We start from the raw sequence: 25,399 nt of genomic DNA, 5'->3' as shown, positions 1-25,399 counted from the left end.
CGAGCCCGGTGCTACGGCACCGGGCTCGTTGTATACCTGGGGGCATGTCCTCCGACGTCCGGCTCGCCTCGCCCCAGGGCAAGTGGATCCTGCTGACCACGGTGCTCGGCTCCAGCATGGCCATGGTGGACTCCACCGTCGTCAACGTCGCCCTGCCCCGCATCGGCCGCGATCTCGACGCCGACCTGGCCGCCCTCCAGTGGACGGCCAACGCGTACATGCTCACGCTGGCCGGCCTGATCCTCCTCGGCGGTTCGCTCGGGGACCGCTACGGCCGCCGCAAGGTCTTCGTCATCGGTGTCGTGTGGTTCGCGGCGGCGTCGCTGCTGTGCGGACTCGCGCCCAATGTGGCCGTCCTGGTCGCCGCGCGTGCACTCCAGGGCATCGGCGGCGCACTCCTCACCCCCGGCTCCCTCGCCCTGATCCAGGCCTCCTTCCACCCCGACGACCGGGCCAGGGCGGTCGGCCTGTGGTCCGGATTCGGCGGCATCGGCGCGGCGATCGGCCCGTTCCTCGGCGGCTGGCTGGTGGACGGCCCCGGCTGGCGCTGGGTGTTCCTGATCAACGTCCCGATGGCGCTGGTGTGCGCCCCCATCGCCGTACGCCACGTCCCCGAGTCCGCGGACGGCCGCAAGCACGGCCGCTTCGACGTCCTGGGCGCGGCACTGGGCGCGATCGCCCTCGCCCTCGTCACCTACGCGCTGATCGAGGCGGGCGACGGCTCACTCCCCGTCGTGATCCTCACCGCCGTCGCGGGCGTGGCCGCGGGCGTCGCCTTCGTCTACGTCGAGAAGCGCAGCGCCGACCCGATGATGCCGCCGGGCATCTTCGCGTCGCGCCAGTTCACGGCGGTCAACCTCGTCACCCTCTGCGTCTACGCGGCCTTCGGCGGCTTCTTCTTCCTCACCGCGCTCCAACTCCAGGTAGTGGCGGGCTACTCGGCGCTCCAGGCCGGCACGGCCCTCCTCCCGACAACTGCCCTGATGCTGCTCTTCTCGGCCCGCTCGGGCGAACTGGCCCAGCGCATCGGCCCGCGCATCCCGCTGACGGTCGGCCCGCTGCTGTGCGCGGTGGCGATGCTGCTGATGCTGCGGGTGGGCCCGGACGCCTCGTACCTCGCCGACGTCCTGCCCGCCCTGCTGGTGATGGGCGCCGGCATGGTCACCCTGGTAGCTCCCCTGACGGCCACCGTCCTCGCCTCCGTGGACACCGCACGGGCGGGCCTGGCCAGCGGCATCAACAACGCGGCGGCCCGCGCGGCCGGCCTGATCGCGGTCGCGGCGCTGCCCTTGTTGGCAGGCATGGGCCCGGAGGCGTACCGCTCGGCACCCGCCTTCGACCACGCCTTCGACCGGGCGATGCTGTGGTGCGCGGGCGTCCTGGTGGTGGGGTCGGTGCTGGCGTACGCGACCGTGCGCCGCCCGGCGCCGGACTGCCGCCGCCCGGAATGCCTCACGCACGGGTGGGTGACGGCTCCGCCGTTGGAGCCGCGGGTGGGGAAGGGGCGTCTCGATGCGGGGTAGGGGTTCGACAGCGAGCGGGCGGGACTATGCCTCCGTACCGATGGATGCGTGGCAGAGGCAGGTGCACCGCGCGACCAGGACGATGCCGCCCCCGTGAGGTAGGGGGATGTCGTCGGTCTGGCGGCAGCCCTGATGCAGGTCTTGATAACCCGCCCGGGCGGCGAGGGCACATTCGGCGGAGCGCGCTGAGAGGTCGTCGGTGGCCGACGTACTCATACGAAGGTTCCGCCGCTGCTCGCCGCGTTGAGTGCCCGAGTGCGCTCACACATGGCTGTGCGCCGTTCTGCCTCCGTGGCCGGACGGACGTGAACCGGGGAGGCGTCCCACTCGCGTCCGCCAGTCACTGGCCGCAACTGGATGTACGGGCCTTCGTGGCCCATGACGTAACCGAGTTCGCTGGTCTCGGCGTCGAAGACCAGAGTGCCTTCCTGCTGTTTCACTGCCATCATTCACAGCCCCCTCGCCGAACTGCCTCCGCCAGACGTACGGCTACGTCGGCGTGGACTCGCCCCATCTCGACGAGCTTCAGGCCGGGGTGCACGAAGTCGACGCCGAGGGACGGGAGGACGATCCCGGCCTCGGCGAGTGCTTGCCGGAGGGACTCCACTGCCGTATGCGGGTCGACGTCCCGCTGTTCCGTCGTAGCCATGAACAGGACGGTAGGAGGGGGGAGTTGCGTGGCACGAGGGGAGTTGCTCAGAGTTTCTTGATGGCGCGGTGAAGTTGCGCGATGTTAGCCGCGCGGGCCAACCGAACCCGGTACACGGGCCGTTGCCCTCCGTGATGCTTGATGGATCAGTCCTCCCGAGGAAAGGAACTGGTCATGACGCGACGCCTGCGCTTCAACGGCACCGGTAGCGGCGGAGGTTCCTGCCCCGCGATCCATGAAGACCTGGACACGGGCGAGATCATCGTGCACGGTCCCCGGCTCACCGCCCCGGACGCCATCGCCCAGCTTCAACACCTGGACGAGGACGAGATCCCCGTCGTGGTGCCGCGCAACACGATCATCGACTTCGGCCCGACGAACCGAGACACCGAGCCACGCATCCTCGACCCGGAGACCTTCGCGCGGCTCTTCGAGAACTTCCAGCACAGCGCCTGGCATCTGGAGATGCGCAAGGGGTACGCCGTGGACCGGGCCACCGACACCTACGCCCAGTTCGTCCGGGGCGAGACTCCGACCTGGGACATGGACTCGCCCTGGGCACGCACCATCGGCGCCAAGACGCGCGACGGCGCATACGTCGGCCGCGTCCGTATCGTCGACAACCCGCCGACGGAAGGGCAGTTGTACCTTCTGGCGCACGCCGAACACAATGCGGCGCTGGGTGAGGAGGTGCGGAACATGTGGCGCGAGGACGCCGAGCGCGTGCACCTGCCCGACGAAGACTTCTGGATCTTCGACTCGCATATCGTCGCCCTGTGCCTCTGGGACGACGAAGACAATCTCACGGGTGCCGAACTGATCACGGAGCCCGCACGCGTCAACCAGTACAACCGGCTGCGTGACGTCGCGATGCACTACGCCGTCCCGTACGAGCGGTTCAAGGCCTTGGCCGACGCCAGGGGGTAGAGGTAAGGCAGGTGCCTATCGGTGAGCACGGACTATCAGCAGGCCCGCGAGGCGCTCGGGATACGACTCCGGGAGCTTCGTCTGACGGCTCCTGACGGCCGGCTCACCGGTACGCGGCTCGCGGAACGGCTCGGCCCGGGATGGACCAAGGTCAAGGTCAGCAAGCTGGAGAACGGCAGGCAGACGGCCACGGCCGACGACTTGAGGGCGTGGGCGAACGGGACGGGTCAGCCCGAGGCAATTGACGAACTCCTCGCCAAACTACGGGGGTTCGAGTCACACATCCGCTCGTGGCGCCGTCAGTTGGCCGCAGGGCACAAGACCGTCCAGGACGCCGCCACCGTGGAGCACGAGCGCACCAGGGTCCTCACGATCTGGGAGAACTGCCTGATCCCGGGCTTGCTGCAAACCGCGGACTACGCCCGCCACGTCTTCGCCCGGCACGCCGATCTCCTACGGTCACCACGCGACACCGAGGACGCGGTCCGCGCCCGGATCCAACGGCAGGAACGGCTGTACCAGCGGGGCCGCACCCACCGGATCATGATGTGGGAGGGCGCACTCCGTTCTTTGGTCTGCCCGCCGTCCGTCCTGGCGGCGCAACTCCACCACCTCGCCGCCACCATCGGCCTGGACACCGTCGAACTAGGCATCATCCCGTTCAGCGCCCCACTGAAGATCTGGCCGGGCAACAGCTTCTGGGTCTACGACGAACGCCTCGTCATCGTCGAGGACTGGCACGCGGAGCTGTGGATCGACGACGCCGACAGTGTCGCCACCTACCTGCGTGTCTGGGCGACGTTGGCGGAGTCAGCGCTGTACGGCAACGACGCGCACAACGTGATCAACGCGGCGCAGCGGGCTTTGGGGCCTTACTCGGCATGAGGCGCGAGCATGCCTGCGCGGAAGGCGGCCCATCCGGAGGAGGTGAAGCGCAGGGCGGCTCGATCGGGATCCTTGGAGTCGCGAACTGCCTTTGCTCCGAGCGGGAGTTGGGCGATCTCGACGCAGTTGCCCTCCCCGCCGCTGGCGGATGCCTTGTGCCATATCGCCGTGGTCAGGTCGAAGCTGTACAGGTCCGGCTTGGGGGTGTCGCTCATGTGCGCTGTTTCTCCTCGATGCGGGCGATCAGTGCCAAGGAATCATCGGTCGGAAGCGCTGCCGCGACGATGCGTTCGAAGGCGTCGGCGAAGGTTCGAACATCGTCGACGCCCTCAACGTAGGACGAGCCGATGAGATTCTCCAGTAGCACTACGTCGGGCATCGGCGAGGGGAAGCCGACCAGGCCGAAGCCGCCGACGTTGCCGGGGTGCGGAGTCGCGTCCAGTGGCATCACTTGAATGGTCACGTTGGGCATCTCCGCGGCATCGAGCAGCCGCCGTAGCTGTTCGCGCATGGTTGTGGGGCGCAGGGCGAATCGTTGGTGCAGGGCCGCCTCGTGGATCACGGCCCACAGCTTGAGCGGGCCGTCGGGGCGGGTGAGGACGGACTGGCGGGCCTGGCGCACCTCGGCCAGCGCCGCCACCTCCTCCGGAGTACGCCTGATGGCGTTGGTGCCGATGCTCTCGCGTGCGTAAGCAGCCGACTGCAACAGGCCCGGGATGAGCAAGGGAGAGAACTCGCGGATGCTGTCGGCGTCCGATTCGAGGGAGATGTAGTCGGCGTAGGAGGGGGAGAGGATGCCGGTGTAGGTCTGCCACCAACCCTGCTTGCGCGCGTCCTTGGCCAGGGCCTCCAGCGCCGAGACGACCTCCGGGTCGACCACTCCGTATGCCTTGAGCAGCGGGGCCACTTCGGTGGGGCGGATGTACCCGTTGGCCGTCTCGATGCGCGAGAGCTTCGGGCCGATCCACTCCATCGCCCGTGCCGCCGTGTCGAGGCTGAGGCCGGCCGCATTGCGGTACTGGCGCAGGGCCTGACCGAGACGTCGGCGACGGACGGTCGGAACGGGGCGCATGTTTGGCATGGCAACAGCATGGCATCACGGACGGCGTCGTATCGACGGGAACATGATGTCGAATATGCAATTCGGGTGACAAGGTTGCGAGTTGGAGGTGGAGTTGTCACTCTTGAAGCCAAGTCCACTGTGCTGGCCGCAGTTGCTCGTCCGGCATGCCCTTGGTCGTCAGGAGACGCCATGCTCCCCGTATCGCAGCTCACGCTCACCCCGCACCCCACCCCCGGCTACTACCTCCGCCCCCGCCCCCAGGGTTTCGCCGCCCACATCTGTGCCTCACCGCAAAACCTGGGCGCCGTAAGGGCGTTGACCCGCGACGAACTTCTCGGTCACGGCATCGCGAGTGACGCCGTCGACTCCGCGCAGCTCGTGCTGTCCGAGCTGGTCGGCAATTCCGTGCGGGCCTGCGGGCCACACGTGCCTCTCGTGGTCGAGGTGTACGTGACGTCGTACGGCATCGCGGTGAACGTGCACGATCCGGATCCCGGTGCGTTGCCGACGCGACGGTCGATCGCGCTCGACAGCGCAGAGGCGGAGAGCGGGCGGGGGCTCGGGCTGGTCGGGCTGCTGGCGCCGGGGTGGCAGGTGCGGAGGTCGGCGATCGGGAAGCAGGTGCGGTGCCGGGTGCCTGCTGAACCGGGATGGGGCTGACGCGGGAGGCCAGGGGTATACGCGGGGTTCGGAAGCGCACCGCCTCTCAGGGGCGGCATTGACACCGGACTTGTTACCGCCGTCACTCACGGTGATCCAGGAGCCGATTTCCTTGTCCAAGCGAGCCAAAGCGAGCCGACGTGGGCTCGATGCCGGTCAATCGCCGCCCCTGAGGGAGACTGGAACCCATGACGATTCACGAGAACCTCCTCGGGGGACCGCCCCCGACCCACCTCCCTGAAGAACCCGGCCCGCGCGACCTCCTCGCGAGCGGTACGGCGCCCGCCGATGTCGCCGCCAAGTACCCGACCTCCTCGCTCGCCTGGGCCCGGCTGGCCGACGACGCGTTCGAGCGCGGCAGTGTCGTGGAGTCGTACGCCTATGCCCGTACGGGCTACCACCGCGGCCTGGACTCCCTGCGCCGCAACGGCTGGAAGGGCCACGGCCCGGTCCCCTGGGAGCACGAGCCGAACCGCGGCTTCCTGCGAGCCCTGCACGCCCTCGCCCGTGCCGCGCAGGCGATCGGCGAGCAGGAGGAGTACGCGCGCTGTGCGCAGTTCCTGAAGGACTCCTCGCCCACGGCGGCCCAGACGCTCGGCTAGTCCGGGGACGTTGATGCAGGTCCGCCTGGTGTGACCAGGCGGACCTTGCGGTCTCGGGGGACGATTGGGGAGGATGCCCGGTGGGGACCGGGGTCACCGTGTCGAAAACGGCAGGGGCGGACCGCTACCCGGAGTACGCATCAGGAGACAGCGATGTCCCAACCGGCTCAGGAACCTCAGGAGCCCGAGGCCCCGCATCTCGACTTCCGGGGGACGACCCCCTACGAGGACTACGTCCAGGCCGACGTCCTCACCCACCTCCAGCACACCCGCTCCGACGACCCCGGAGAGATGGTCTTCCTGGTCACCACCCAGGTCATGGAGCTGTGGTTCACCGTCATCGTCCACGAGTGGGAGACCGCCGCGCGGGCCCTGCGCGAGGACCGGGTGCCGGTCGCGATCGACGCGCTGAAGCGTTCCGTACGGGAACTCGACGCGCTCAACGCCTCCTGGCGGCCCCTCGGCCAGCTCACGCCGGCCCAGTTCAACTCCTACCGTGCCGCCCTCGGCGAGGGCTCCGGCTTCCAGTCCGCGATGTACCGCCGCATGGAGTTCCTGCTCGGCGAGAAGTCCGCGTCCATGCTCGTCCCGCACCGCGGCGCACCGCGCGTGCACGCCGAGCTGGAGAAGGCACTGCACGAACCGAGCCTCTACGACGAGGTGTTGAGGCTCCTCGACCGGCGCGGGCACGCGGTCCCCGAGGCCGTACTGACGCGGGACGTGACGCTGCGGTACGAGCCGTCGGACGCGGTGGAGGAGGTGTGGACCTCCCTCTACTCCGGTGACGCTGATGCCGAACTCGCGCGGCTCGGCGAGGCGTTGACCGATGTCGCCGAGCTGGTGTGGCGATGGCGCAACGACCACCTCGTCGCCACCCGGCGCGCGATGGGCGCGAAGACCGGCACGGGCGGCTCCGCCGGGGTGGCCTGGCTGGAGAAGCGCGCGCAGAAGAACGTGTTCCCCGAGCTGTGGACGGCGCGGTCCCATGTCTGAACTCGTCCTGAAGGCTGAGAAGTTGGACGCCGCCGATGAACTGGCGGGCGTGCGTTCGCAGTTCGTCCTCGATGACGTTGTCTATCTGGACGGGAACTCGCTCGGCGCGCTGCCGGTGGGCGTTCCCGGCCGGGTCGAGGACGTCGTCCGCCGGCAGTGGGGCGAGCTGCGCATCCGCTCCTGGGACGAGAGCGGCTGGTGGACCGCGCCCGAGCGGATCGGCGACCGGATCGCTCCGCTGGTCGGGGCGGCGGCCGGGCAGATCGTCGTCGGTGACTCCACAAGTGTCAATGTTTTCAAGGCACTTGTGGCGGCGGTGCGGATGACGGCCGGCTCGGGCCGGGACGAGATCGTCGTCGATGCCACCACCTTTCCCACAGACGGGTACATCGCCGAGTCGGCGGCCCGGATGACCGGCTGCACGCTGCGGCCGGTGACCCCGGCCGAGGTGCCGGGCGTGCTCGGTGACCGTACGGCTGCGGTGCTCCTCAACCACGTCGACTACCGCACCGGCCGGCTGCACAACCTGCCCGCGCTCACGGCCGCCGTGCACGCGGCGGGCGCGGTCGTGGTCTGGGACCTGTGCCACAGCGCGGGTGCCCTGCCGGTCGGACTCGACGAGCACGGGGTGGACCTCGCGGTCGGCTGCACCTACAAGTACCTGAACGGCGGCCCGGGTTCGCCCGCCTATCTGTATGTGCGGCGGGAGTTGCAGGACCGCTTCGACTCCCCGCTCCCCGGCTGGAACTCGCACGCCGAACCCTTCGGCATGCGGTCCGCCTACGAACCGGCGGCGGGCGCGCTGCGCGGCCGGGTCGGCACCCCGGACATCCTCTCCATGCTCGCCCTCGAAGCCGCCCTGGAGGTGTGGGACGGCGACGGCGTCTCGATCGAGGCGGTGCGCGCCAAGTCCCTCGCCCTGACGGACTTCTTCCTGGAGTGCGTGGCGTCGTACGTCCCCGCCGGGCGGGTGGAGTCGGTGACTCCGGTGACCCCCGCGGAGCGCGGCAGCCAGGTCGCGCTGCGGTGCGCGGACGCCGGTGACGTGATGAAGCGGCTGATCGAGCGGGGCGTCGTAGGCGACTTCCGGCAACCGGACGTGCTGCGGTTCGGGTTCACGCCGTTGTACGTCGGGTTCGGGGACGTGGAGCGGGCGGCTTGGGTGCTGGGAGACGTGGTTCGCCAGAGGCTGTGTACCTCGATCTAACCGGCGTATGGCGCGAGAGTGGTTATGTGTCGGTGATGTCGGTGCCGTGCGCCCCTGTCCAGGCGGGGGCGCACGGTGATCTTGTCGGCCTCCGCCCGTCGGGGCCGCGGGGTGCCGAACCGTTTACCCCTCACCAAGCGTGACAACCGCGGTCTCCGTGCACGTCATTGGCCTGGTAGCGTCCCGCAGACGGCCGAATTTCTCCGCGTGTCTCTCTCCTGGCCGCCATGTCCCGTCACATCCCGTTCCGTCCAAGTCCTCCCCCAGTGCCGAAAGCCTGGGAGGTGCCCCCATCGTCGCTGAGAGGTTGGAGCATGCCGGACGACGCCGCTGCCGCACGTGCCGCCGCAGCCGCCGCAGAAGAGGAGTCGGTCTTCTCGCACCCCGCCGTGGACCCCGACAGCACCGCCGCGTACGGCGAACACCCCGACCAGGTGATCGACTTCTACGCCCCGCACGGCGAGCGGGTGCCGGGCGTACCGGCCCCGCTGGTCGTCGTACTGCACGGGGGAGCGTGGCGTGCGCCGTACGACCGCCGGCACATCACCCCGTTCGTGGACTTCCTGGCCCGCCGGGGGTTCGCGGTGGCCAATGTCGAGTACCGGCGGGGCGCGGCCCTGCCCACGCAGGGCGGTACGCACCCGGTCGCGGGCCGCTGGCCGGACACCTTCGACGATGTCGCGGCGGCCATGGACGCGCTCCCGGCGCTCGCCCGGAAGGCACTTCCGCAGGCCGATCCGCGCCGCACGGTGATCACCGGTCACTCGGCGGGCGGCCAACTCGCCCTGTGGGCGGCGGCCCGGCACGTCCTCCCCAAGGACGCCCCCTGGCGCACCGACGCCCCCGCCGCGCTGCGCGGTGTGGTCGCCCTCGCCCCGATCGCCGACTTCACGGTCGCCGAGAAGCTCGCCGTGTGCGCCGGAGCGGCCGGTCAACTCCTGGGCGGGGAAAGCAAGTTCGCCGAGCGCCTGCCGTACGCCGACCCGACCCTCCTGCTCCCCACCGGCATCGCGACCACGCTGGTCCAGGGCCGCACCGATACCGAAGTCCCGCAGGCGGTCGCCGAGTCGTACGCGGACGCGGCGGCGAAGTCCGGCGAGGTCGTGGGCCTCACGCTGCTGGAGGACGTCGGCCACTTCCCGCTGATCGACCCGGCGGCGGACGCGTGCGCGGTGGTGGCGGAGGAGATCGCCCAGCTGGCCTGGTGAGCAGCAGCAGCCGTCCCGGCATCCGTCCGCCCCGGTCATACCCGGGTCATACCCGTAATACCTGAGAGCTACGGCGCAGGTGAGCTCCCTGGCGTGACGCGGACGACGGGCGCGGATCCGTAATTTTCCTTCCAGATGAGCCCGATGGCCGGGCGGACTGGGAGGGGAGACGGGGATGGGGCTCGACACGGGGGTGGCCGGGGCGGCAGCAACTGCCGCGCGGGGTACGGAAGTTGCTGAACGGCGGGTGGGCAGGCGCGGCGGACGGGGGCGTCGCCGTACTGGCAGATGGCGCCGCGCCCTCCTCGCCGCGTTCGTCACCGGTGCCGTCGTGATCCCCCTCTCGGCCGCGGCGCAGCCCGAGATCCCCGCCCCGCCTCCCGCCACGCTCGCCCCGCTCACGGCGGCCACGTTGGACGAGGCGTACGCGGCCAACCGTGCCAACGCCGCGGAGGCGTCCCGCATGGCCGCGGCCGACGGCAACGACCATCGCGCCGCGGCGGACCGCGCCATGGCCGACCCGGCCCGCCGCTTCCTCGCCTTCGACGGCCGCGGCCCCGGCCGGGCGACGGAGGTTATCGGCGACCTGGCCCACGCCGACCGCATAGCCGTCCTGGTCCCCGGCTCGGACACCTCCCTCGACACCTACGACCGCTTCCGCGCGACCGCGCTGAACCTGCACCGCCAACTGACCCGGGACGCCCCCGACTCCCGTACGGCTGTGCTGTCCTGGCTCGGCTACCGCACCCCGCGCACGGTGAGCGCCACGGTGCTGACCGAGGGCAGAGCAGACCAAGCGGCCCCGCACCTACGGGAGTTCATACGGCAGCTGCGCGGCATCACCGGGCGCGATGCCCAGCTCACGCTGCTGTGCCACTCGTACGGCACGGTCGTCTGCGGTCGCGCCGCCGCCGGCCTGGACGTGTCCGACCTCGTCCTGATCGGCAGCCCCGGCACGGGCGCCGACTCCGCCGCCGGCCTGCGCACTCCGGCCCGCGTCTGGGCGGCGCGCGGCGACGACGACTGGGTCGGAGGCGTCCCGCACGTCAGCGCGGACCTGTTCGGCACGACCGTCGGCTTCGGTACCGACCCGGTGTCCCCGACGTTCGGCGCCCGCGTCTTCGCGGCCGGCGACGGCGGCCACAGCGACTACTTCTCACCGGGCACGGCCTCCCTGGCCAACCTCGCCCGGATCGTCCTCGGCGAGACCTCGGAGGTCACCCGTGCGTGAACAGCCCCTGAACGGCGCGGTCCTGAGCGGCGCGATACAGGGCATACGGCGGAGCGCCGCTCGCGTCGACGCCGTGACCCCGCCGGAGCGGGACCGGGCCGTGGACGCCCTGCGGGCCTTCGCGATCCTCGGTGTCGTCATGGGCCACTGGCTGGTCACGGCCCTGGTCGCGGACGGCGGCACCCTGTACACGGCGAGCCCGTTGCAGCACATGCCCTGGCTGGCGCCCGTCTCCTGGGTCTTCCAGACCCTGGCGGTGTTCTTCCTGGTGGGCGGTCATGTGGCGACCCGTGGGTATGCCTCGGCGCGCGCCCGGGGCACGTCGTACGGTCAGTGGCTGGCCGCCCGTCTGTCCCGGCTGTTCAAACCGGTCGTGGCGGTCCTCACCCTGTGGACGGTGACGGCCGTCGCGCTGCTCCTGTCCGGCGCGGACTTCGAGACGGTCCGCACACTGGTCAAGCTGGCGCTGTCACCGATGTGGTTCCTGGTCGTGTTCGCGGGCCTGACGGCGGCCACTCCTCTCGTGGCCCGGCTCAACCCTCTGTGGCCACTGGCCGTCGTCCTGCACGTGGACCTGATCCGTTTCGGGCTCGGCGGCCCGTCCTGGCTCGGCTGGGTCAACGTGGCGGCGGGCTGGCTGGTGCCCTACACCCTGGGCGCGGCCTGGACCCGCGGTGAGCTGGACCGGGCCCGAGCGGGCTGGGTCCTCCTGGCCGGCGGCACGGCGGCGACAGCGGCACTGGTCGTCTGGGCGGGCTACCCGGCGTCGATGGTCGGTGTCCCCGGGACCACGATCTCCAACCTGGACCCGCCGACCCTGGCCGCGGTCACCTTCGGCCTGGCCCAGTGCGGTCTGGCCCTGCTCCTCCGCGACCGGCTGCGCCGTGCGATGCGCCGCCCGCTCGCCTGGTCGGCGGTGGTACTGGTCAACCTCTCCGCGATGACGATCTTCCTCTGGCACCAGACGGCTCTGATGGCCGTCACGGCCGCGACCCTGCCCTCGGGCCACCTGCTCGGCCTGCACACCCGCCCCGACAGCCTGACCTGGGTCGCGGCCCGAGTGGCGTGGCTCCCGGTCTTCGCACTGGCCCTGACGATCTGCTGGACGGCGTTCAGGATGTACGAACAGGATCCGCGCCCGCGCCCACGCCTGAACCGCATCCGCATCCGAGCGAAGAACCTTCACCGTGCCTAGGGTTGCCCAGATGAACGTTCCCGCCCACGAACCTCCGGCCGCCGACGGCGAGCGAGTCCCACAGGGGCCACCCGCACCCGACGACGAAAGCGTCACGGGCGGTGCGGGTGGTGCGGGTGGGAATCCAGACCTGGCCGAAGGCCGGGAGTCCCCCCACCAACCCGCACCCAACTCGCAACCCGCACCCGCACCCGCACCCGCACCCGCACCCGCACCCGCACCCGCACCCGCACCCACCCTCACCCCGTTCCCCGAACGCCGCTGGCTCCGCCGCCTGACGTATGCCGTCGTGTCCCTCGTCGCCCTCGGCCTCTCCATGTCCGGCATGAACGAGATGATGAGTGACTACGAACTGGCCAGACCGCAGGGCGTGTTGGCCGGCTTCGGGCAGGGCGTCGCCCTGGTCCTCGCTCTGCGGCGCCCCCTCCCCGCCTGGGCCCTGTCCCTCACCGTCACGGCCTTCACCGCCCTGTCGGCGGGCCCGGTCCTGGGCGTCCGCCCCGCCCTGGCCCACGGCCCGTTCCCGGCCCCCAACTGGCCCTGGAGCACGTCCGAAGTCGTTGTCCAGGCCGCCGTCCTGCTGCTCCTGGCCTTGCGCGAACCCGCCCGCAGAGCCCTCGCGGCGCTGGCCGCGACCGCCCTGACGACGTTCGTCATCCAGGGCGTGGTCGGCGGCCAGAGCTACTCCTCGACGGGAGTGGTCGCGGTCGCCGTCTGCGCGGTGGCCGTCCTCGTCGGCACCGCGCTGCGCGGTCGCAGGGAGGCCCGTACCCAGCTCGTGGAGCAGGTGACGATCACGGCGGAGGAGCGCAACCGCCGCACGCTCCTGGAGGAGCGCAGCCGTATCGCCCGCGAACTGCACGACGTGGTCGCCCACCACATGTCGGTGATCTCCATCCAGGCGCAGGTGGCCCCCCACCTGGTGGAGAACCCGTCGGAGGAACTCAAGGAGAACCTCGCCGGCATCAGACAGAACGCCCTCGAAGCCCTCACCGAACTGCGCCGGGTCCTCGGCGTGCTCCGCGCGGAGAACCCGGAGTATCCGGAGGACCCGTACGCCCTGGCCGGCCCCGGCACCGGTGTCGCCCCCGACGCCCCGCAGCCCACCCTCGACCGCCTGGACGCCCTGATCGAGAACACCAGGGCGGCCGGGCTCGACGTGCGCAGCGACGTCAGGGGCGAGGTGCGCCCGCTGGCACCCGGCGTGGAGCTGTCGGCGTACCGGATCATCCAGGAGGCACTGAGCAACGCGCTGCGCCACGCCCCCGGTTCCACGGTGGCCGTCGAAGTGGGCCACGTCGCCGACGGCCTGCAGCTGACGGTCACCAACTCGCGCCCGCAGCGGGCCGCCCCGCCCTCCCCGGGCGCCGGGCACGGCCTGCTCGGCATGCGGGAGCGCGCGGCGATGCTGGGCGGGCACCTGACCGCGGCAAGGACGTTCCAGGGCGGCTTCACGGTCGCGGCGTTCCTGCCCAGGGACGGTGTCGCCGGCCCCGACGAACCGACCGGTCCCACGGATCCCACTGGTCCGACTGATCCCGCCGATCCGGTCGATCCCGACGATCGCGGTACATCCGCCGCTCCCGGGATCACCTTCGAGACAGGAGACGAGAACCCATGACGAGCGGCACCATCCGCGTACTCATCGCCGACGACCAGCAGATGGTCCGGCAGGGCTTCACCGTGCTGCTCAACGCCCAGCCCGGCATCGAGGTGGTCGGCCAGGCGGTCGACGGCCTGGACGCGGTGGTCAAGGTCGCCGAACTCGCCCCGGACGTCGTCCTCATGGACATCCGTATGCCCGAACTCGGCGGCATCGAGGCGACCCGTCGCATCACCGACGCGACGCCGGAGATAAAGGTGCTGGTGCTCACCACCTTCGACCTCGACGAGTACGTGTACGAGGCGCTGCGCGCCGGTGCCTCCGGTTTCCTCCTGAAGGACGCGTCCGCGGACCAACTGGCCGAGGCGGTACGGGTGGTGGCGGCCGGTGACGCGCTGCTCGCGCCCGGCATCACCCGCCGTCTGATCGCCGAGTTCTCCCGGCTGAACGGCACGCCCCGCGCCCCGCTCAAGGCCCGCGTGGGCGAGCTGACCGAGCGCGAGACGGAGGTGCTCGCACTGATCGCGCAGGGCCTGTCGAACGCGGAGATCGCCGAGCACCTGGTGGTCGCCGAGCAGACCGTGAAGACCCATGTGGGCCGCATCCTGGTGAAGTTGGGGCTGCGGGACCGTACGCAGGCGGCGGTGTTCGCGTACGAGTCGGGGCTGGTGCGGCCGGGCGGCGGTCGCTGAAGCCGGTCCGTCGGGCGTACCCCTGGGGCAGCCGCAGGGGTACCCGTAGTACTTGAGACGGACGGGCCAGGACCCTTCTCATAGGTGACGACGGTGACCCGCCCCGCCGCCTACCGTTTTGAACGTGACCGATACGACGCAGCAGATGCCGCCGGGCGCCGCCGCCAAGCCGCGCAGCCCGGAGTTCAGACTGGCCGCGGACGCCCTGCGCGGGCTGCGACAGGAGCTGTTCCACGACGCCTTCGCCTACCGCCCGCTGCCCCGCTCCACCGCTGACGGCCCGCTGACCCGGCGCCTGAAGGGGCGGGCGCGGGAGTACGCGGCCTGGAGCCCGCACGCCCTGATCATCGCGGCCGGCCTGCTCGCGATGTTCATCGCCTCGGACAACGGGATCCGCGGCGCGGGCAGCAACACGGTCCTCGGCCTGCTGGCCCTGCTGCCGGTGCTGCTGACCATGGTGCGGCCGATCGGAGCGTTCTGGCTGTCCATGGTCGCCACCCCGGTCGCCACGATGCTGGCGAACGAGTGGGACGACTCGTGGCCGTGGCTCGCCGGCAGTTTTGCCTGCCACCTGTTCGTGCTGACGATCGTGGCCATACGCACCCGGCCGCGCACCGCCGCCTGGATGTGGGTACTGACAGCGGTCTACGGCTTCATCGCCGGCAACGTCTCCGACGGCCGAGACTTCCGCTCCGACACGGCGGAGGTGCTGTTCAGCTCCGCGCTGGTCCTGCTCGGCGTCGCGGTCTGGCAGATACGCCGCGAGGCCCGGCAGGAGGTCACCGCCCAGCAGACGGTCACCGCGCACGAGCGGTCCCGGCGCACGCTGCTGGAGGAGCGCACGACGATCGCCCGCGAGCTGCACGATGTGGTGGCCCACCACATGTCGGTGGTCGCCATCCAGGCGGAGGCCGCGCCCTACCGCGTGGAGAACCCGCCGCCGGAGCTGGAGCGCGCCTTCGTCACGATCCGGGAGAACGCGGTGGCGGCCCTGACCGAACTGCGCCGCGTCCTGGGCGTGGTGCGCGCGGAGGACTACGAGGCGCCGGACGCCCCGCAGCCCACCCTCGCCGACATGGACGCGCTGCTCGCCAATGTGCGCGACGCCGGCCTGGGCGTCGACAAGGCGGTGACGGGGGCGGTGCGTGAACTCCCGCAGGGCGTCGAGCTGTCGGCGTACCGGATAGTGCAGGAGGCGTTGAGCAACACCCTGCGGCACGCGCCCGGCGCGAGCGCCCGCGTGGAGATCGGTTACGTGCTGGGCGGGTTGGGCCTGCGGATAGTCAACGGCCCGATGCCCGAGCCGAGCCTGGTGAAGCCCTCACCCGGCGCGGGGCACGGCATCACCGGGATGCGGGAGCGGGTCTCCATGCTGAACGGCGAGATGACGGCGGCCCCGGCGGACGACGGCGGCTATGAGGTGACGGTGTTCCTGCCGGTGCCGAGTGCGAGCGAAGGTGACGCATGACCATCCGGGTACTGATCGCGGACGACCAGATGATGGTGCGCGAGGGCTTCTCGGTCCTGTTGGGCGCTATGCCGGACATCGAGGTCGTCGGCGAGGCGGTGAACGGCCGCGACGCGGTCGAGCGGGTGCGTGAACTGGCCCCGGACGTCGTCCTGATGGACATCCGGATGCCCGAGCTGAACGGCATCGAGGCGACCCGGGAGATCGTCGCCGCGGACGGCGCGGCGAAGGTGCTGGTGCTCACCACGTTCGACCTCGACGAGTACGTGTACCAGGCATTGCGGGCGGGAGCCTCCGGCTTCCTCCTCAAGGACGCCTCGGCACGCCAACTCGCCGACGGGGTGCGGGTGGTGGCGGCCGGCGAGGCGCTGCTGGCCCCCTCCGTCACCAGGCGGCTGATCACGGAGTTCTCGAAGCTGTCCGAGACACCCCGCCTCGTGCCCACCGGGCAGCAGGCGACGTACGGGGATCTGACCGAGCGGGAGACGGAGGTGCTGGTCCTCATCGCCCAGGGCCTGTCGAACGGGGAGATCGCCGAGCGGCTGGTGGTCGCCGAGTCGACGATCAAGACCCATGTCAGCCGCATCCTCGTGAAGCTGGGGCTGCGGGACCGTACGCAGGCGGCGGTGTTCGCGTACGAGGCGCGGTTGGTGAGGCCGGGGTGATGCGGGTGATGCGGGATTCCGAGGTGACTCCGATGAAACGCTGAGCCGATTCCGTCCTCGGCTGTGAGGGGACGTTTTGGCTCAAGGACGCCTCGGTACGCCAACTCGCCGACGGGGTACGGGTGGTGGCGGCCGGCTACTGGTCGTCGTTCACCGATGGCTTTCCCGAGCCGAGCGGATTTCGGCGACGGCCGCGGTGACGGCTGAGTCGAAGGAGGGGTCCTGGCGCGCGATGACCCGGCCGCGGAACTCCTCGACGAGGCGGGCGACGCCGGAGAGGCCTGCCGGGTCGGCATGGTTGATCTCGCGGGTTAGCTCGGCCTCGAAGTCGTCTGCGTCGCCGGCGAAGCCGTAGCCCATGGTGAGGGCGGCACGGAGCTCCCCAATGGTGCGCATGGAGGGGAGGTGGGGCCGGCCGGACTCTGCCGGTCGGGTGGTCATGGCGGCGGCTCCCTCTCACGCTGCGCCCAGTTCGCACCAGATGTACTTGCCGCGGTTGCCGTTCCTGGACTGCGGCTGCCAGCCCCACTGGTCGGCGCAGGCCCGGACCAGGGCGAGGCCGCGGCCGTCTTCGGCGGCGGTGAGCTGGTCCCACGCCTGTGGTGGCTCGGGGGGTTCGGGGTTCGCGTCCCATGCGCCGATGCGTAGTACGCCGGCGGAACAGCGGACGCGTAGGGCGGCGGGGCCGTCGGTGTGCCGTACGGCGTTGGCGATCAGCTCCGTTGCGAGGAGTTCGGCGGTGTCGACGAGGGTGATCAGGCCGTGCATCGTGAGGATGAGGCGGAGGGTGCGGCGACTGATCGTGACGGCGCGGGGGTCGTTGGGGATCTGGAGTGTGTACTCCCAGGGGGCACTTTCGGGCATGGGTGAACTCCGTTTGTGGGGTGGGGAGTTGGCGTTCGGGGCCGGTGGCAGTGCCGCAGCCGCCGTGGCAGGGCGGAGCGGTGCGCTTCCGGTACCCCCGGGGTTTCGCAGGGTGTGCGTCGCGGTACTGACGGTAGTGCAAAAAATTTTGTCAGCGCAAGCGGGTGTCGTAATCTGACCCTCGAACGAGGCAAGCCGGTAAGACGGTTGAGGAGGGGTATGGCGCCGAGGAGCCAGCCCACTGCAAGGCAGGTGCGCCTGGGCGCGGAACTGCGTCGGCTGAGGGAAGCGGCCGGGCTGAAGGCCCGTGAGGTGGCCGGCCTGCTCAATTCGACGTCGGCCCAGATGAGCCAGGTGGAGGCGGGCAACGTCGGCGTCAGCGAGGAGCGGGTACGACGCCTTGCCGCCCACTACGCCTGTACGGACGAGGCGTTGATCGATGCCCTCGTGGCGATGGCGACCGACCGTACCCGTGGCTGGTGGGAGGAGTACCGAGGAGTGCTGCCCCCGGTGTTCCAGGACACCGCCGAGCTGGAACACCATGCCACGTTCCTGCGTGAGGTTGTGATCACCCATGTTCCGGGGCTGTTGCAGACCGCCGACTACGCCCGCGCGATCTATACGTACGTGCATCCTGGGCTGCCCGAAAGCGAACTGGCGCCTCGGGTGGACCACAGACTGATGCGGCGAGCCGTGATCGAGAGCGATACCCCGACCCCGTACGAAACGCTCATCCACGAGTGCGCCCTGCGTATCCAGGTGGCCGATCGCCGGACCTCCCTGTCTCAACTCCGCCGCATCTTGGACGAGATCGACAAGGGGCACGCCACTGTGCGGGTCATCCCCCTTGATCGGGAAGGATTTGCCGGGGCCGGAATCTCGATGATGTACGCGGGTGGTCCGGTGCCACGGTTGGACACAGGACTACGGGACGCCCCGACCGGCGTCGCGTTCATCGATGCGGAAGCTCAGTTGGAGCAACTGCGAGGCCTGTTCCTTAGGATGCGAGAGGCGTCGCTGGAACCCACCGCGTCGCGGGACTTCATCCACCGGCTGGCGAAGGAACTGTAATGAACTGGCGAAAGTCGACGTACTCCGGCGGCGGCGACGGCGACACCTGCGTGGAGATAGCGGAGCTCCCCACCCGCACAGCCGTCCGCGACTCCAAGTTGCCCACCCGTGCCACGCTCTCCTTCCCCACCGCCGCCTTCACCGCCCTCGTCGAGCACATCAAGGGTGGCCGACACAGTGATCGTCCGGTCGGGTGAACGACCGTCCCCGCACCTGAACGGCAAGTGCCCGGCGTCCAATGGTGACAACGTGGGTCTTCGAACTTGAGCGGTGCGGCTCTTTGCCAGTGCCCGCCAGAGGAGAACCTCCCCGCGGAAGTGTGACACTTCAGCGCCGAGTGTCACACTTCCGCGCCTCCTCCCCCATTACCCGGGCCGGGTCAGGTGGCGGCTGACAGTTCGCCGGTCGATCACAAACCGATACGCACAAGTTCGTCGGTGACCCGTTGCGCGGACCACTTGTGCTGGCGGCGCCAGGACTCGGTCTGCTCGATGACCCATGCTGGAGTCGCGTTCGGACTCCGGTAAGGACTCGACGGCCGGTCCTGCAATCCCGCATCACCGTGTAGCCGCCGGCGATTCACCCACTTGCCGTCGTCCTCTCGAAGTCGGACGACGGCAGGCGCGACACCTGTCGTGCGCGCCTGCCGCATCGCGGCCTTTCAGCCCCGCGGGGCGACGCGGATACGGTTCCCGTCAGGATCGGCTGCGAGGAAGGTCAGCCCGAACCCCGCGTCATGGGGCTCCCGCAGGATCGTGACCCCCTTGGAACTCCACTGCTCAAAGGTCGAGTTGAGCTCGTCGGGTCCACCGTCGACGGCCAGGCACACCTCACTGGTGCGCGGGACGTCCGGTGACAGATCCTCGAACTGGCCGGACCACAGACCGAGGTCAGCGCCTGGCCCGAGGTCGAAGGTGATGTATCCCGACGTCTCGAACGAGGGGCTCATGCCGAGGAGGTCGCCGTAGAAACGAGCTGCGGCGGGAGCGTCGTTCACGTAGACGATGGACACGACGGATGTGGTCATGGTTGTTCCTTCTCACGGGCCGTAGGTAAGCACTCGCAGGTCGTAGGTACGCATCCAGCAGCCTGACCGGGATATGCGCCGTATCGTGTCGCAATTCCTGAAAAAATCGGTGGGTGACCCCAGACCGCTTCTTCACCCTGATGCTGCTCCTCGAATCGAGGGCTGCCGTGACCACACAGGAACTCGCCTCAGCGCTCGGGGTGTCCCTTCGAACCATCACCCGAGACCTGAACTGGCTCCGCGACGCCGGTCTGCCGGTGACCGCACACCGGGGCCGCCTCGGAGGCGTGACCATGCTGCCCGGGTCCGGGCTCGACCTCACGCGGCTCACACCGGGCGAGCGTGAACATCTGTCGCTCACCGGGCTGGACGAGAGGCAACGTGCGGAGCTCGACGCATCGGTCGAAAGCCGGCGCGCGCTCTCCAAGATCGCCGCTGCACAGCCACGTCGAGTTCATGAGCTCCTGCCGCTCACCGACGTAGTGCACGTGGACAGCCGTCCCTGGCGTCAGGCACGAGCTTCCGGCCCGACTCCGGCTTCGCTGATCGGCGCGGTGCGGCGAGGTCGCCGGCTACGGATCGAGTACGACAGCCCACGCGAGTCATGCCCACGCGACCTGGTCGTGGATCCCTACGGGCTGTTCGCCAAGGCCGGCATCTGGTACCTCGTCGCCGACCGTGCCCGAGTGCCACGGATGTACCGACTCGAACGGATCACGACGTGGAAAGAAGTCGACCAGCCACGACGGATCCGCGAGAGCCAGACCCTGGCCACCGTCGCCGCAGCGCTCATCGATCAGTGGGAGCACAACCACGCGATAGAGGTCAGCGCCACCATCGACCAGACCCAGATCGAGCGAGCGCAACGGATCTTCGGCCTACGACTCGTCCCGGACGACGACCATGAAGAATCCGCCACCGGCCGCAAGGTGACGATCCGCTTCCTGCGTCTGGATGACGTGCGAGCACTACTGCCGTTCGGGAGCGCCGTCACTGTGCACGGCCCCACCGAAGCCAGGGTGCACCTCCGCGACCTCGCCACCGATCTTGCCCACCACTATGCGCCGTCACCAACCTCCTGACCCGCAACACCTAGTCGTCACCGAGACGGCATGACCGCCTGAGGCTTCCTCCGCGTCATGGCAGTGGTGCGGTGCAAGGGGATCAGTGACGCGACGACGAACAGCCCGAAGAGGGTTATGGGCAACAGCCCGACAGGACGCAGCAGACCCGCAGGATCATCTTGCAGCCACTGCCAGTTGCCGATCCAGTTCGCGGAAACGTCCAGCACCATCACACCGCTCGCCAGCCAGACACCTGGGCGCCGCACGAACGCCACCAGCACGACGACCAGCGGGTCAAGGACCGCCAAGCTGATGAAGAACGCCTGGAGGGAAACCTGCGGGAACGCCGCATAGGCATGGAACCCGCCGCGGATCAGGTCAAGAAAGTGAGCGCAGGCACCTTCGAGGAAGCCGATCAAGTACACCGCGAGAACCCATCTCGCCCACAACGGTTGCCCGCCCCACCGTTCCCGCAGCTGAACCCCCACCAGACCACCCTAGACAAGCCCTTCACACCTCGACAAAGGGATAGGGGCACCCCTCCCGGGACACCGAGCGGCCTCGCGCACCGCCCAGCCGAACAGCACCGCCTCACCGGAGCCCGCACCACGACGAACGATCCACGGGGGCGCCGGCCCCCGTGGATCACGGCGCCGACAGCAGGTTGGGCAGGGCGCTCGCCGTCATGCCGATCGCGCCGATCCACAGAGTGGCCGTAACCCCGAAGACGGTTCCCGAGGCTCCGCCCAGCAGCCCGCCCAGGGGAATGCCGCCCCAGGAAACGAAGCGGGCGGTCGCGTTCATCCGGCCCAGGAGCCGGTCGGGGGTGAGGGACTGCTGGAGGCTCGACTGGGCGACCACGCGGACCACTCCGCCCAGTGACAGGGCCGCGAGCCCGAGCGCCGCCGCACACAGGCTCCACCCCGGCCGGGCCAACGGCATCAGGGCGGTCGGCGGGCAGGTGACCAGCGGCGCGAGCCGGATGACGCGACGCTGTCCGAGCCGGTTCGCGAGCCTGGTCGCCAGCAGTGCGCCCAGCAGGGCACCGCACCCCATGCCCGACAGCACGACACCGATGCCGAAGGAGTCGAGACCCATGTCCCGCTCCAGGAAGACCAGCAGCATGGTCTGGTACGTGACCAGGAAGAGATTGAATATCGCGTCCCCCACCATGATCGCGCGGAGCGCGGGATGCCGGATGACGAACCTCAGCCCCTCCCTTATGTCCCGGCCCAGTTGAGGTCGAGCACTCGGCCCCGGCTCCGGCTTCTCTTCGGGCTTGCGGATGCCCATCGCCAGCAGACCCGACAGGGCCATCCCCACCGAGCTCACCAGGAGCGTCGCGGGGGCTCCGGCCCAGCCGACGAGCGGTCCCGCCACCCCGGGTCCGCTGATGCTGGTCACCGAGCGGATGGCGGAGAGTTTCGCGTTTCCTTCCACCAGGTTCCCGCGGCCCACCAGGTGCGGCAGGTAGCTGACGTAGGCGACGTCGAAGAAGACGGTCAGGACTCCGTGGGTCAGGGCGACCGCGTAGAGCCACCAGATGGTGAGGAGGTCCGCCCACCACGCCATCGGTACGGTCGCCAGGACCAGTGCCCGGGCGAGGTCGGTGCTGATCATCACCGGGCGTTTGCGCATCCGGTCCACCCAGGCGCCGGCCGGCAGTCCGACCAGGAGTGAGCCCGCCGTGGTGGCCGCGGTCAGCAGGCCGACCTGGAACTCGTCGGCGTGCAACGACACGATGGCGACCAGGGGCAACGCCAGGAAGATGACGCGGTCGCCCAGTTGGCCGAGCGCGGTCGCGGCGGACAGCCGTCCGAAGTCGGGGGCGCGAAGGAGCCCGAGGCGGGAGGGTGTTGGCGTGCGAGGGGAGGAAGTCGGCTTGTGCGCGGGGGGAGTTGGCATGTCAGGGCCGGTCCACCGCGAACTCGTAGACCACTTCCCTGCGTACGTCGGGTATGACGAGGTCGGCGGTCTCCACCGGACGTCCGTCGGTGGCGTAGATGGTCCGCTCGATCTGGAGCACCAGGTCCCCGAGGCTGATCCCCAGGAGGTTCGCCTGTTCCTGGGTGGCACGGGCCGGGCGCGGCAGTTCGACCACGGTCTCGACCTCCACGCCGATGGAACGCATGCGCTCCACCACCCCCTTTCCCGCGAGTGGTCCCCGCTCGGGCAGTACGACCGGCGTTCCGGCCGTGATGGCCATCGGCTCCCAGGAGGCGGAGAGCTGGACGGGCTGCCCGTCGGCCAGGAACTCGTAGTGCGTGTGGACGCAGAGGTCCCCGGGGCCGATGGCGAGGCGCTCGGCGATGTCCTCGGGCGCGGGGACGTGTGCCTGGCTGTGCGCGTCCCAGGCCCGCGCCCGCCCCCGCTCCGTGAGGCCGGTGCGGCTGCGTGCGCGATGCCGGGAGCGGATCATGCGCAGGCGTTCGCGCGGCGACCGGACGTAGGTGCCCGAGCCCGCGCGTCCTTCGAGGAGGCCTACGGCGATTAGCTGGTCCATGGCCCGCTGTGTGACGTTGCGCCCCACGCCGTACTCCTCGGCCAGCCGCGCCCGCGACGGCAGGCGCTCCCCGATCTCCCACTCTCCCGCGAGGATCCGTGCGCGCAACGCCTCGGCGACTGCCAGATAGGGCGCCTCTCGGGGCATGGTCGACTCTCCCGTTGCTCGGCTCTGCTCCGTGCGGTATCCGGTGATCCCGGACGGTGTTGGGAAGCTACCGCGCCGGGCGGAAGCTACTGGAGCAGGAAGTGGAGCAGAAATGCGCAGGGGTGACCGGCGGTCCCGCAGCCTCCCGGATCACCGGGATCACCGGGATCACCGGGATCACCGGGATCACCGGGATCACCGGGATCACCGGGATCACTGGGGTCGCCCCTGGTCAGACCGGGTGCTGTCGGGCTAGCGTCCGTGCATGGCAGCTGCTGACGACCTCACCTTCGACCCCTGGGACCCGGCGTTCGTGTCCGACCCGTACCCCGCCTACGCCGAACTGCGCGACCGGGGCCGGGTCACCTACTACGAGCCCACCGACCAGTGGCTCGTCCCCCGCCACGCGGACGTCTCGGCGCTGCTGCGCGACCGCCGCCTCGGCCGCACCTACCAACACCGCTTCACCCACGAGGACTTCGGCCGTACGGCACCCCCGCCCGAGCACGAGCCCTTCCACACCCTCAACGACCACGGCATGCTCGACCTGGAGCCCCCGGACCACACCCGCATCCGGCGGCTGGTCTCGAAGGCGTTCACTCCGCGCACGGTCGAGCAACTCAAGCCGTACGTCAGCAAGTTGGCCGGTGAGCTGGTGGACCGCCTGGTGGCCGCAGGCGGCGGCGACCTCCTCACCGACGTGGCCGAACCCCTCCCCGTCGCCGTGATCGCCGAGATGCTGGGCATCCCCGAGTCGGACCGCGCCCCGCTCCGCCCCTGGTCGGCGGACATCTGTGGGATGTACGAGCTGAGCCCGTCGCAGGACACGGCGGCGAAGGCGGTCCGTGCGTCGAACGAATTCTCCTCGTATCTACGCGAGTTGATCGCCGCCCGCCGCAAGGAGCCCGGCGACGACCTCATCTCCGGCATGATCGCGGCCCACGACGAGGACGACGACCGCCTCACCGAACAGGAGCTGATCTCCACCGCCGTACTCCTGCTGAACGCGGGCCACGAGGCGACGGTGAACGCCACGGTGAATGGTTGGTGGGCCCTGTTCCGCAACCCGGACCAACTCGCCGCCCTCCGCGCGGACCACTCCCTGATCCCGTCCGCCGTCGAGGAGTTGATGCGCTACGACACCCCGCTCCAGCTCTTCGAACGGTGGGTGCTGGACGAGATCGAGATCGACGGCACGACCGTGCCCCGGGGTGCGGAGATCGCGATGCTCTTCGGCTCCGCCAACCACGACCCGGACGTCTTCGCCGACCCGGAGCGCCTCGACCTCACCCGCGCCGACAACCCGCACATCAGCTTCAGCGCGGGCATCCACTACTGCATCGGCGCACCCCTGGCCCGCATCGAACTGGCCGCCTCCATGCGGGCGTTGCTGGAACGGGCCCCGACGCTCGCCCTCGCGGCGGACCCGGTCCGCAAGCCGAACTTCGTGATCCGGGGGCTGGAGGGGCTGAGCGTCGAGGTGGGGTGAGGTGACGGCCCGTTGCGGATCCCGCGTCGGGCCTACGTCGCCGCTCCGCCCCGGGGTCCCCGGCTCTGCCGGCCGCCCGTCCTGGTGGGGCCGGGGGCGGGCGTCTTCCTCAACCGCTCGACGTGCTGCTGCTGGACGTCGCGGGAGAAGGTGAGGTAGTCGACGACCAGTTCCAGCTGGTCGGGGGTGTAACGGTCGAACACCTTCCGGCCGGCGTCGTCGAGGAACGGCCCGATCAGGCCGAAGGCGCGCTGAGTCGCCTCCGGGGTGACGCGGATCAGGGTCTTGCGCCGGTCGTCGGGGTGCGGCGTGCGGGTGAGATAGGCGAGCTTCTCCAGCCGGTCGAGCATCGTGGTGACGCTCCCGGTGGTCAGGCCCAGCTGCCGGCTCAGTTCACGAGGGGTGATCTCCTCGACCGCGAAAAGGATCTCCAGGCACCGCAGATCGGTCTCGTTGACCCCCATGAGCCGGGCCAGCTCGCGGTCGAAGTCGTCGACGGCGCTCTGGTAGGCCTGCACGGCCGCGCCCAGTCGCGCTTCGACCGACCCCGCGCCCGCGCCTGAGCCCGCGTCCGACTCCATTCCGCTTGACATTCGAGATATCTCCCTGCATCGTAACTGTCGGCTATTAACTTGAAAGCCAAGATGTATGAAAGTCAAGCAG

Annotated in this window: 30 protein-coding genes; 18 read left to right on the top strand and 12 right to left on the bottom strand. The window is 70.0% G+C overall.

Annotation, left to right across the window (positions count from 1 at the left end):
- Positions 1-44 precede the first annotated feature (44 nt).
- Positions 45-1,523, top strand: a complete 1,479-nt coding sequence (locus AB0I69_RS06195) for an MFS transporter (RefSeq protein WP_363094385.1) — start codon at positions 45-47, stop codon at positions 1,521-1,523.
- Positions 1,524-1,735: 212 nt separating this feature from the next.
- Here the strand turns inward: AB0I69_RS06195 and AB0I69_RS06190 are convergent, their stop codons facing one another.
- The gene (locus AB0I69_RS06190) at positions 1,736-1,969 is read right to left on the bottom strand and encodes a hypothetical protein (RefSeq protein ID WP_363095004.1); all 234 of its coding nucleotides are present in this window, start codon (positions 1,967-1,969) and stop codon (positions 1,736-1,738) included.
- Positions 1,969-2,172, bottom strand: coding sequence for a hypothetical protein (locus AB0I69_RS06185; RefSeq protein WP_363094384.1), 204 nt, complete (start codon positions 2,170-2,172; stop codon positions 1,969-1,971). Before AB0I69_RS06185 ends, AB0I69_RS06190 begins: the two co-directional genes overlap by 1 nt.
- A 174-nt stretch (positions 2,173-2,346) precedes the next feature.
- Between AB0I69_RS06185 and AB0I69_RS06180 the strand changes: the two genes are divergently transcribed.
- Both AB0I69_RS06180 and AB0I69_RS06175 read left to right on the top strand, forming a co-directional pair.
- Positions 2,347-3,099 (top strand): DUF6879 family protein, encoded by a 753-nt coding sequence (locus AB0I69_RS06180; protein WP_363094383.1) that lies wholly within the window; start codon positions 2,347-2,349, stop codon positions 3,097-3,099.
- Positions 3,100-3,120: 21 nt separating this feature from the next.
- Positions 3,121-3,984, top strand: coding sequence for a helix-turn-helix transcriptional regulator (locus AB0I69_RS06175; RefSeq protein WP_363094382.1), 864 nt, complete (start codon positions 3,121-3,123; stop codon positions 3,982-3,984).
- Here AB0I69_RS06175 and AB0I69_RS06170 read toward each other — a convergent pair.
- A complete protein-coding gene (locus AB0I69_RS06170; RefSeq protein ID WP_363094381.1) occupies positions 3,972-4,199 on the bottom strand; it encodes a DUF397 domain-containing protein in 228 nt (75 codons plus the stop codon). The genes AB0I69_RS06175 and AB0I69_RS06170 overlap by 13 nt on opposite strands.
- On the bottom strand, positions 4,196-5,065 hold the full coding sequence (locus tag AB0I69_RS06165; RefSeq protein ID WP_363094380.1) for a helix-turn-helix transcriptional regulator: 870 nt from the start codon (positions 5,063-5,065) through the stop codon (positions 4,196-4,198). The genes AB0I69_RS06170 and AB0I69_RS06165 overlap by 4 nt, the downstream gene beginning before the upstream one ends.
- A 171-nt stretch (positions 5,066-5,236) precedes the next feature.
- On the opposite strand from AB0I69_RS06165, the gene AB0I69_RS06160 reads away from it, so the two are divergent.
- The 11 genes from AB0I69_RS06160 (at position 5,237) to AB0I69_RS06110 (ending at position 16,571) form a co-directional block, all read left to right on the top strand.
- The gene (locus AB0I69_RS06160; protein WP_363094379.1) at positions 5,237-5,707 is read left to right on the top strand and encodes an ATP-binding protein; all 471 of its coding nucleotides are present in this window, start codon (positions 5,237-5,239) and stop codon (positions 5,705-5,707) included.
- A 188-nt stretch (positions 5,708-5,895) separates the two neighbouring features.
- Complete coding sequence (locus AB0I69_RS06155) at positions 5,896-6,309, top strand: DUF3151 domain-containing protein (protein WP_363094378.1); 414 nt, start codon at positions 5,896-5,898, stop codon at positions 6,307-6,309.
- A gap of 153 nt (positions 6,310-6,462) precedes the next feature.
- Positions 6,463-7,302, top strand: coding sequence for a tryptophan 2,3-dioxygenase family protein (locus AB0I69_RS06150; RefSeq protein ID WP_363094377.1), 840 nt, complete (start codon positions 6,463-6,465; stop codon positions 7,300-7,302).
- Positions 7,295-8,509: a kynureninase gene (gene kynU / locus AB0I69_RS06145; protein WP_363094376.1), complete on the top strand. Its 1,215-nt coding sequence runs from the start codon at positions 7,295-7,297 to the stop codon at positions 8,507-8,509. Before AB0I69_RS06150 ends, kynU begins: the two co-directional genes overlap by 8 nt.
- Positions 8,510-8,823: 314 nt before the next feature.
- A complete protein-coding gene (locus AB0I69_RS06140; protein WP_363094375.1) occupies positions 8,824-9,717 on the top strand; it encodes an alpha/beta hydrolase in 894 nt (297 codons plus the stop codon).
- Positions 9,718-9,892: 175 nt separating this feature from the next.
- On the top strand, positions 9,893-10,948 hold the full coding sequence (locus AB0I69_RS06135) for an alpha/beta hydrolase (RefSeq protein WP_363094374.1): 1,056 nt from the start codon (positions 9,893-9,895) through the stop codon (positions 10,946-10,948).
- Positions 10,941-12,143 (top strand): acyltransferase, encoded by a 1,203-nt coding sequence (locus tag AB0I69_RS06130; RefSeq protein ID WP_363094373.1) that lies wholly within the window; start codon positions 10,941-10,943, stop codon positions 12,141-12,143. The genes AB0I69_RS06135 and AB0I69_RS06130 overlap by 8 nt, the downstream gene beginning before the upstream one ends.
- 10 nt (positions 12,144-12,153) lie before the next feature.
- Positions 12,154-13,764: a sensor histidine kinase gene (locus tag AB0I69_RS06125; protein ID WP_363094372.1), complete on the top strand. Its 1,611-nt coding sequence runs from the start codon at positions 12,154-12,156 to the stop codon at positions 13,762-13,764.
- The gene (locus AB0I69_RS06120) at positions 13,761-14,438 is read left to right on the top strand and encodes a response regulator transcription factor (RefSeq protein ID WP_363094371.1); all 678 of its coding nucleotides are present in this window, start codon (positions 13,761-13,763) and stop codon (positions 14,436-14,438) included. The genes AB0I69_RS06125 and AB0I69_RS06120 overlap by 4 nt, the downstream gene beginning before the upstream one ends.
- Positions 14,439-14,583: 145 nt before the next feature.
- Positions 14,584-15,906, top strand: coding sequence for a histidine kinase (locus tag AB0I69_RS06115; protein ID WP_363095003.1), 1,323 nt, complete (start codon positions 14,584-14,586; stop codon positions 15,904-15,906).
- Complete coding sequence (locus tag AB0I69_RS06110) at positions 15,903-16,571, top strand: response regulator transcription factor (RefSeq protein WP_363094370.1); 669 nt, start codon at positions 15,903-15,905, stop codon at positions 16,569-16,571. Before AB0I69_RS06115 ends, AB0I69_RS06110 begins: the two co-directional genes overlap by 4 nt.
- Before the next feature lie 150 nt (positions 16,572-16,721).
- Here AB0I69_RS06110 and AB0I69_RS06105 read toward each other — a convergent pair whose 3' ends face one another.
- Complete coding sequence (locus AB0I69_RS06105) at positions 16,722-17,012, bottom strand: hypothetical protein (protein ID WP_363094369.1); 291 nt, start codon at positions 17,010-17,012, stop codon at positions 16,722-16,724.
- 15 nt (positions 17,013-17,027) lie between these two features.
- The gene (locus AB0I69_RS06100) at positions 17,028-17,435 is read right to left on the bottom strand and encodes an ATP-binding protein (protein WP_363094368.1); all 408 of its coding nucleotides are present in this window, start codon (positions 17,433-17,435) and stop codon (positions 17,028-17,030) included.
- A gap of 219 nt (positions 17,436-17,654) precedes the next feature.
- Between AB0I69_RS06100 and AB0I69_RS06095 the strand changes: the two genes are divergently transcribed.
- Entirely contained in the window at positions 17,655-18,506 is an 852-nt protein-coding gene (locus AB0I69_RS06095; protein ID WP_363094367.1) for a helix-turn-helix transcriptional regulator, read from the top strand.
- Positions 18,506-18,703, top strand: coding sequence for a DUF397 domain-containing protein (locus AB0I69_RS06090; protein ID WP_363094366.1), 198 nt, complete (start codon positions 18,506-18,508; stop codon positions 18,701-18,703). The genes AB0I69_RS06095 and AB0I69_RS06090 overlap by 1 nt, the downstream gene beginning before the upstream one ends.
- Before the next feature lie 212 nt (positions 18,704-18,915).
- On the opposite strand, the gene AB0I69_RS06085 is transcribed toward AB0I69_RS06090, so the two are convergent.
- The gene (locus AB0I69_RS06085) at positions 18,916-19,158 is read right to left on the bottom strand and encodes a leucine zipper domain-containing protein (protein ID WP_363094364.1); all 243 of its coding nucleotides are present in this window, start codon (positions 19,156-19,158) and stop codon (positions 18,916-18,918) included.
- A gap of 9 nt (positions 19,159-19,167) precedes the next feature.
- Positions 19,168-19,533: a VOC family protein gene (locus AB0I69_RS06080; RefSeq protein WP_363094362.1), complete on the bottom strand. Its 366-nt coding sequence runs from the start codon at positions 19,531-19,533 to the stop codon at positions 19,168-19,170.
- A 113-nt stretch (positions 19,534-19,646) separates the two neighbouring features.
- Here AB0I69_RS06080 and AB0I69_RS06075 point away from each other — a divergent pair, with 113 nt between their 5' ends.
- Positions 19,647-20,615: a WYL domain-containing protein gene (locus AB0I69_RS06075; protein WP_363094361.1), complete on the top strand. Its 969-nt coding sequence runs from the start codon at positions 19,647-19,649 to the stop codon at positions 20,613-20,615.
- Between the two features lie 17 nt (positions 20,616-20,632).
- Here AB0I69_RS06075 and AB0I69_RS06070 read toward each other — a convergent pair whose 3' ends face one another.
- The 3 genes from AB0I69_RS06070 to AB0I69_RS06060 form a co-directional block, all read right to left on the bottom strand.
- The gene (locus AB0I69_RS06070) at positions 20,633-21,085 is read right to left on the bottom strand and encodes a hypothetical protein (RefSeq protein ID WP_363094359.1); all 453 of its coding nucleotides are present in this window, start codon (positions 21,083-21,085) and stop codon (positions 20,633-20,635) included.
- A gap of 157 nt (positions 21,086-21,242) precedes the next feature.
- Complete coding sequence (locus AB0I69_RS06065; RefSeq protein WP_363094358.1) at positions 21,243-22,502, bottom strand: MFS transporter; 1,260 nt, start codon at positions 22,500-22,502, stop codon at positions 21,243-21,245.
- A 1-nt stretch (position 22,503) separates the two neighbouring features.
- On the bottom strand, positions 22,504-23,247 hold the full coding sequence (locus AB0I69_RS06060) for a GntR family transcriptional regulator (RefSeq protein WP_363094357.1): 744 nt from the start codon (positions 23,245-23,247) through the stop codon (positions 22,504-22,506).
- 265 nt (positions 23,248-23,512) lie between these two features.
- On the opposite strand from AB0I69_RS06060, the gene AB0I69_RS06055 reads away from it, so the two are divergent.
- Positions 23,513-24,736, top strand: coding sequence for a cytochrome P450 (locus AB0I69_RS06055; RefSeq protein WP_363094356.1), 1,224 nt, complete (start codon positions 23,513-23,515; stop codon positions 24,734-24,736).
- A gap of 32 nt (positions 24,737-24,768) precedes the next feature.
- Here AB0I69_RS06055 and AB0I69_RS06050 read toward each other — a convergent pair whose 3' ends face one another.
- Positions 24,769-25,329, bottom strand: coding sequence for a MarR family transcriptional regulator (locus tag AB0I69_RS06050; protein ID WP_363094355.1), 561 nt, complete (start codon positions 25,327-25,329; stop codon positions 24,769-24,771).
- Positions 25,330-25,399: the final 70 nt, after the last annotated feature.

This window comes from Streptomyces sp. NPDC050508, assembly GCF_040655155.1.
In the GTDB taxonomy this organism is placed as follows: Bacteria; Actinomycetota; Actinomycetes; order Streptomycetales; family Streptomycetaceae; genus Streptomyces.
This window is presented reverse-complemented; position numbering and strand designations above follow the sequence as displayed.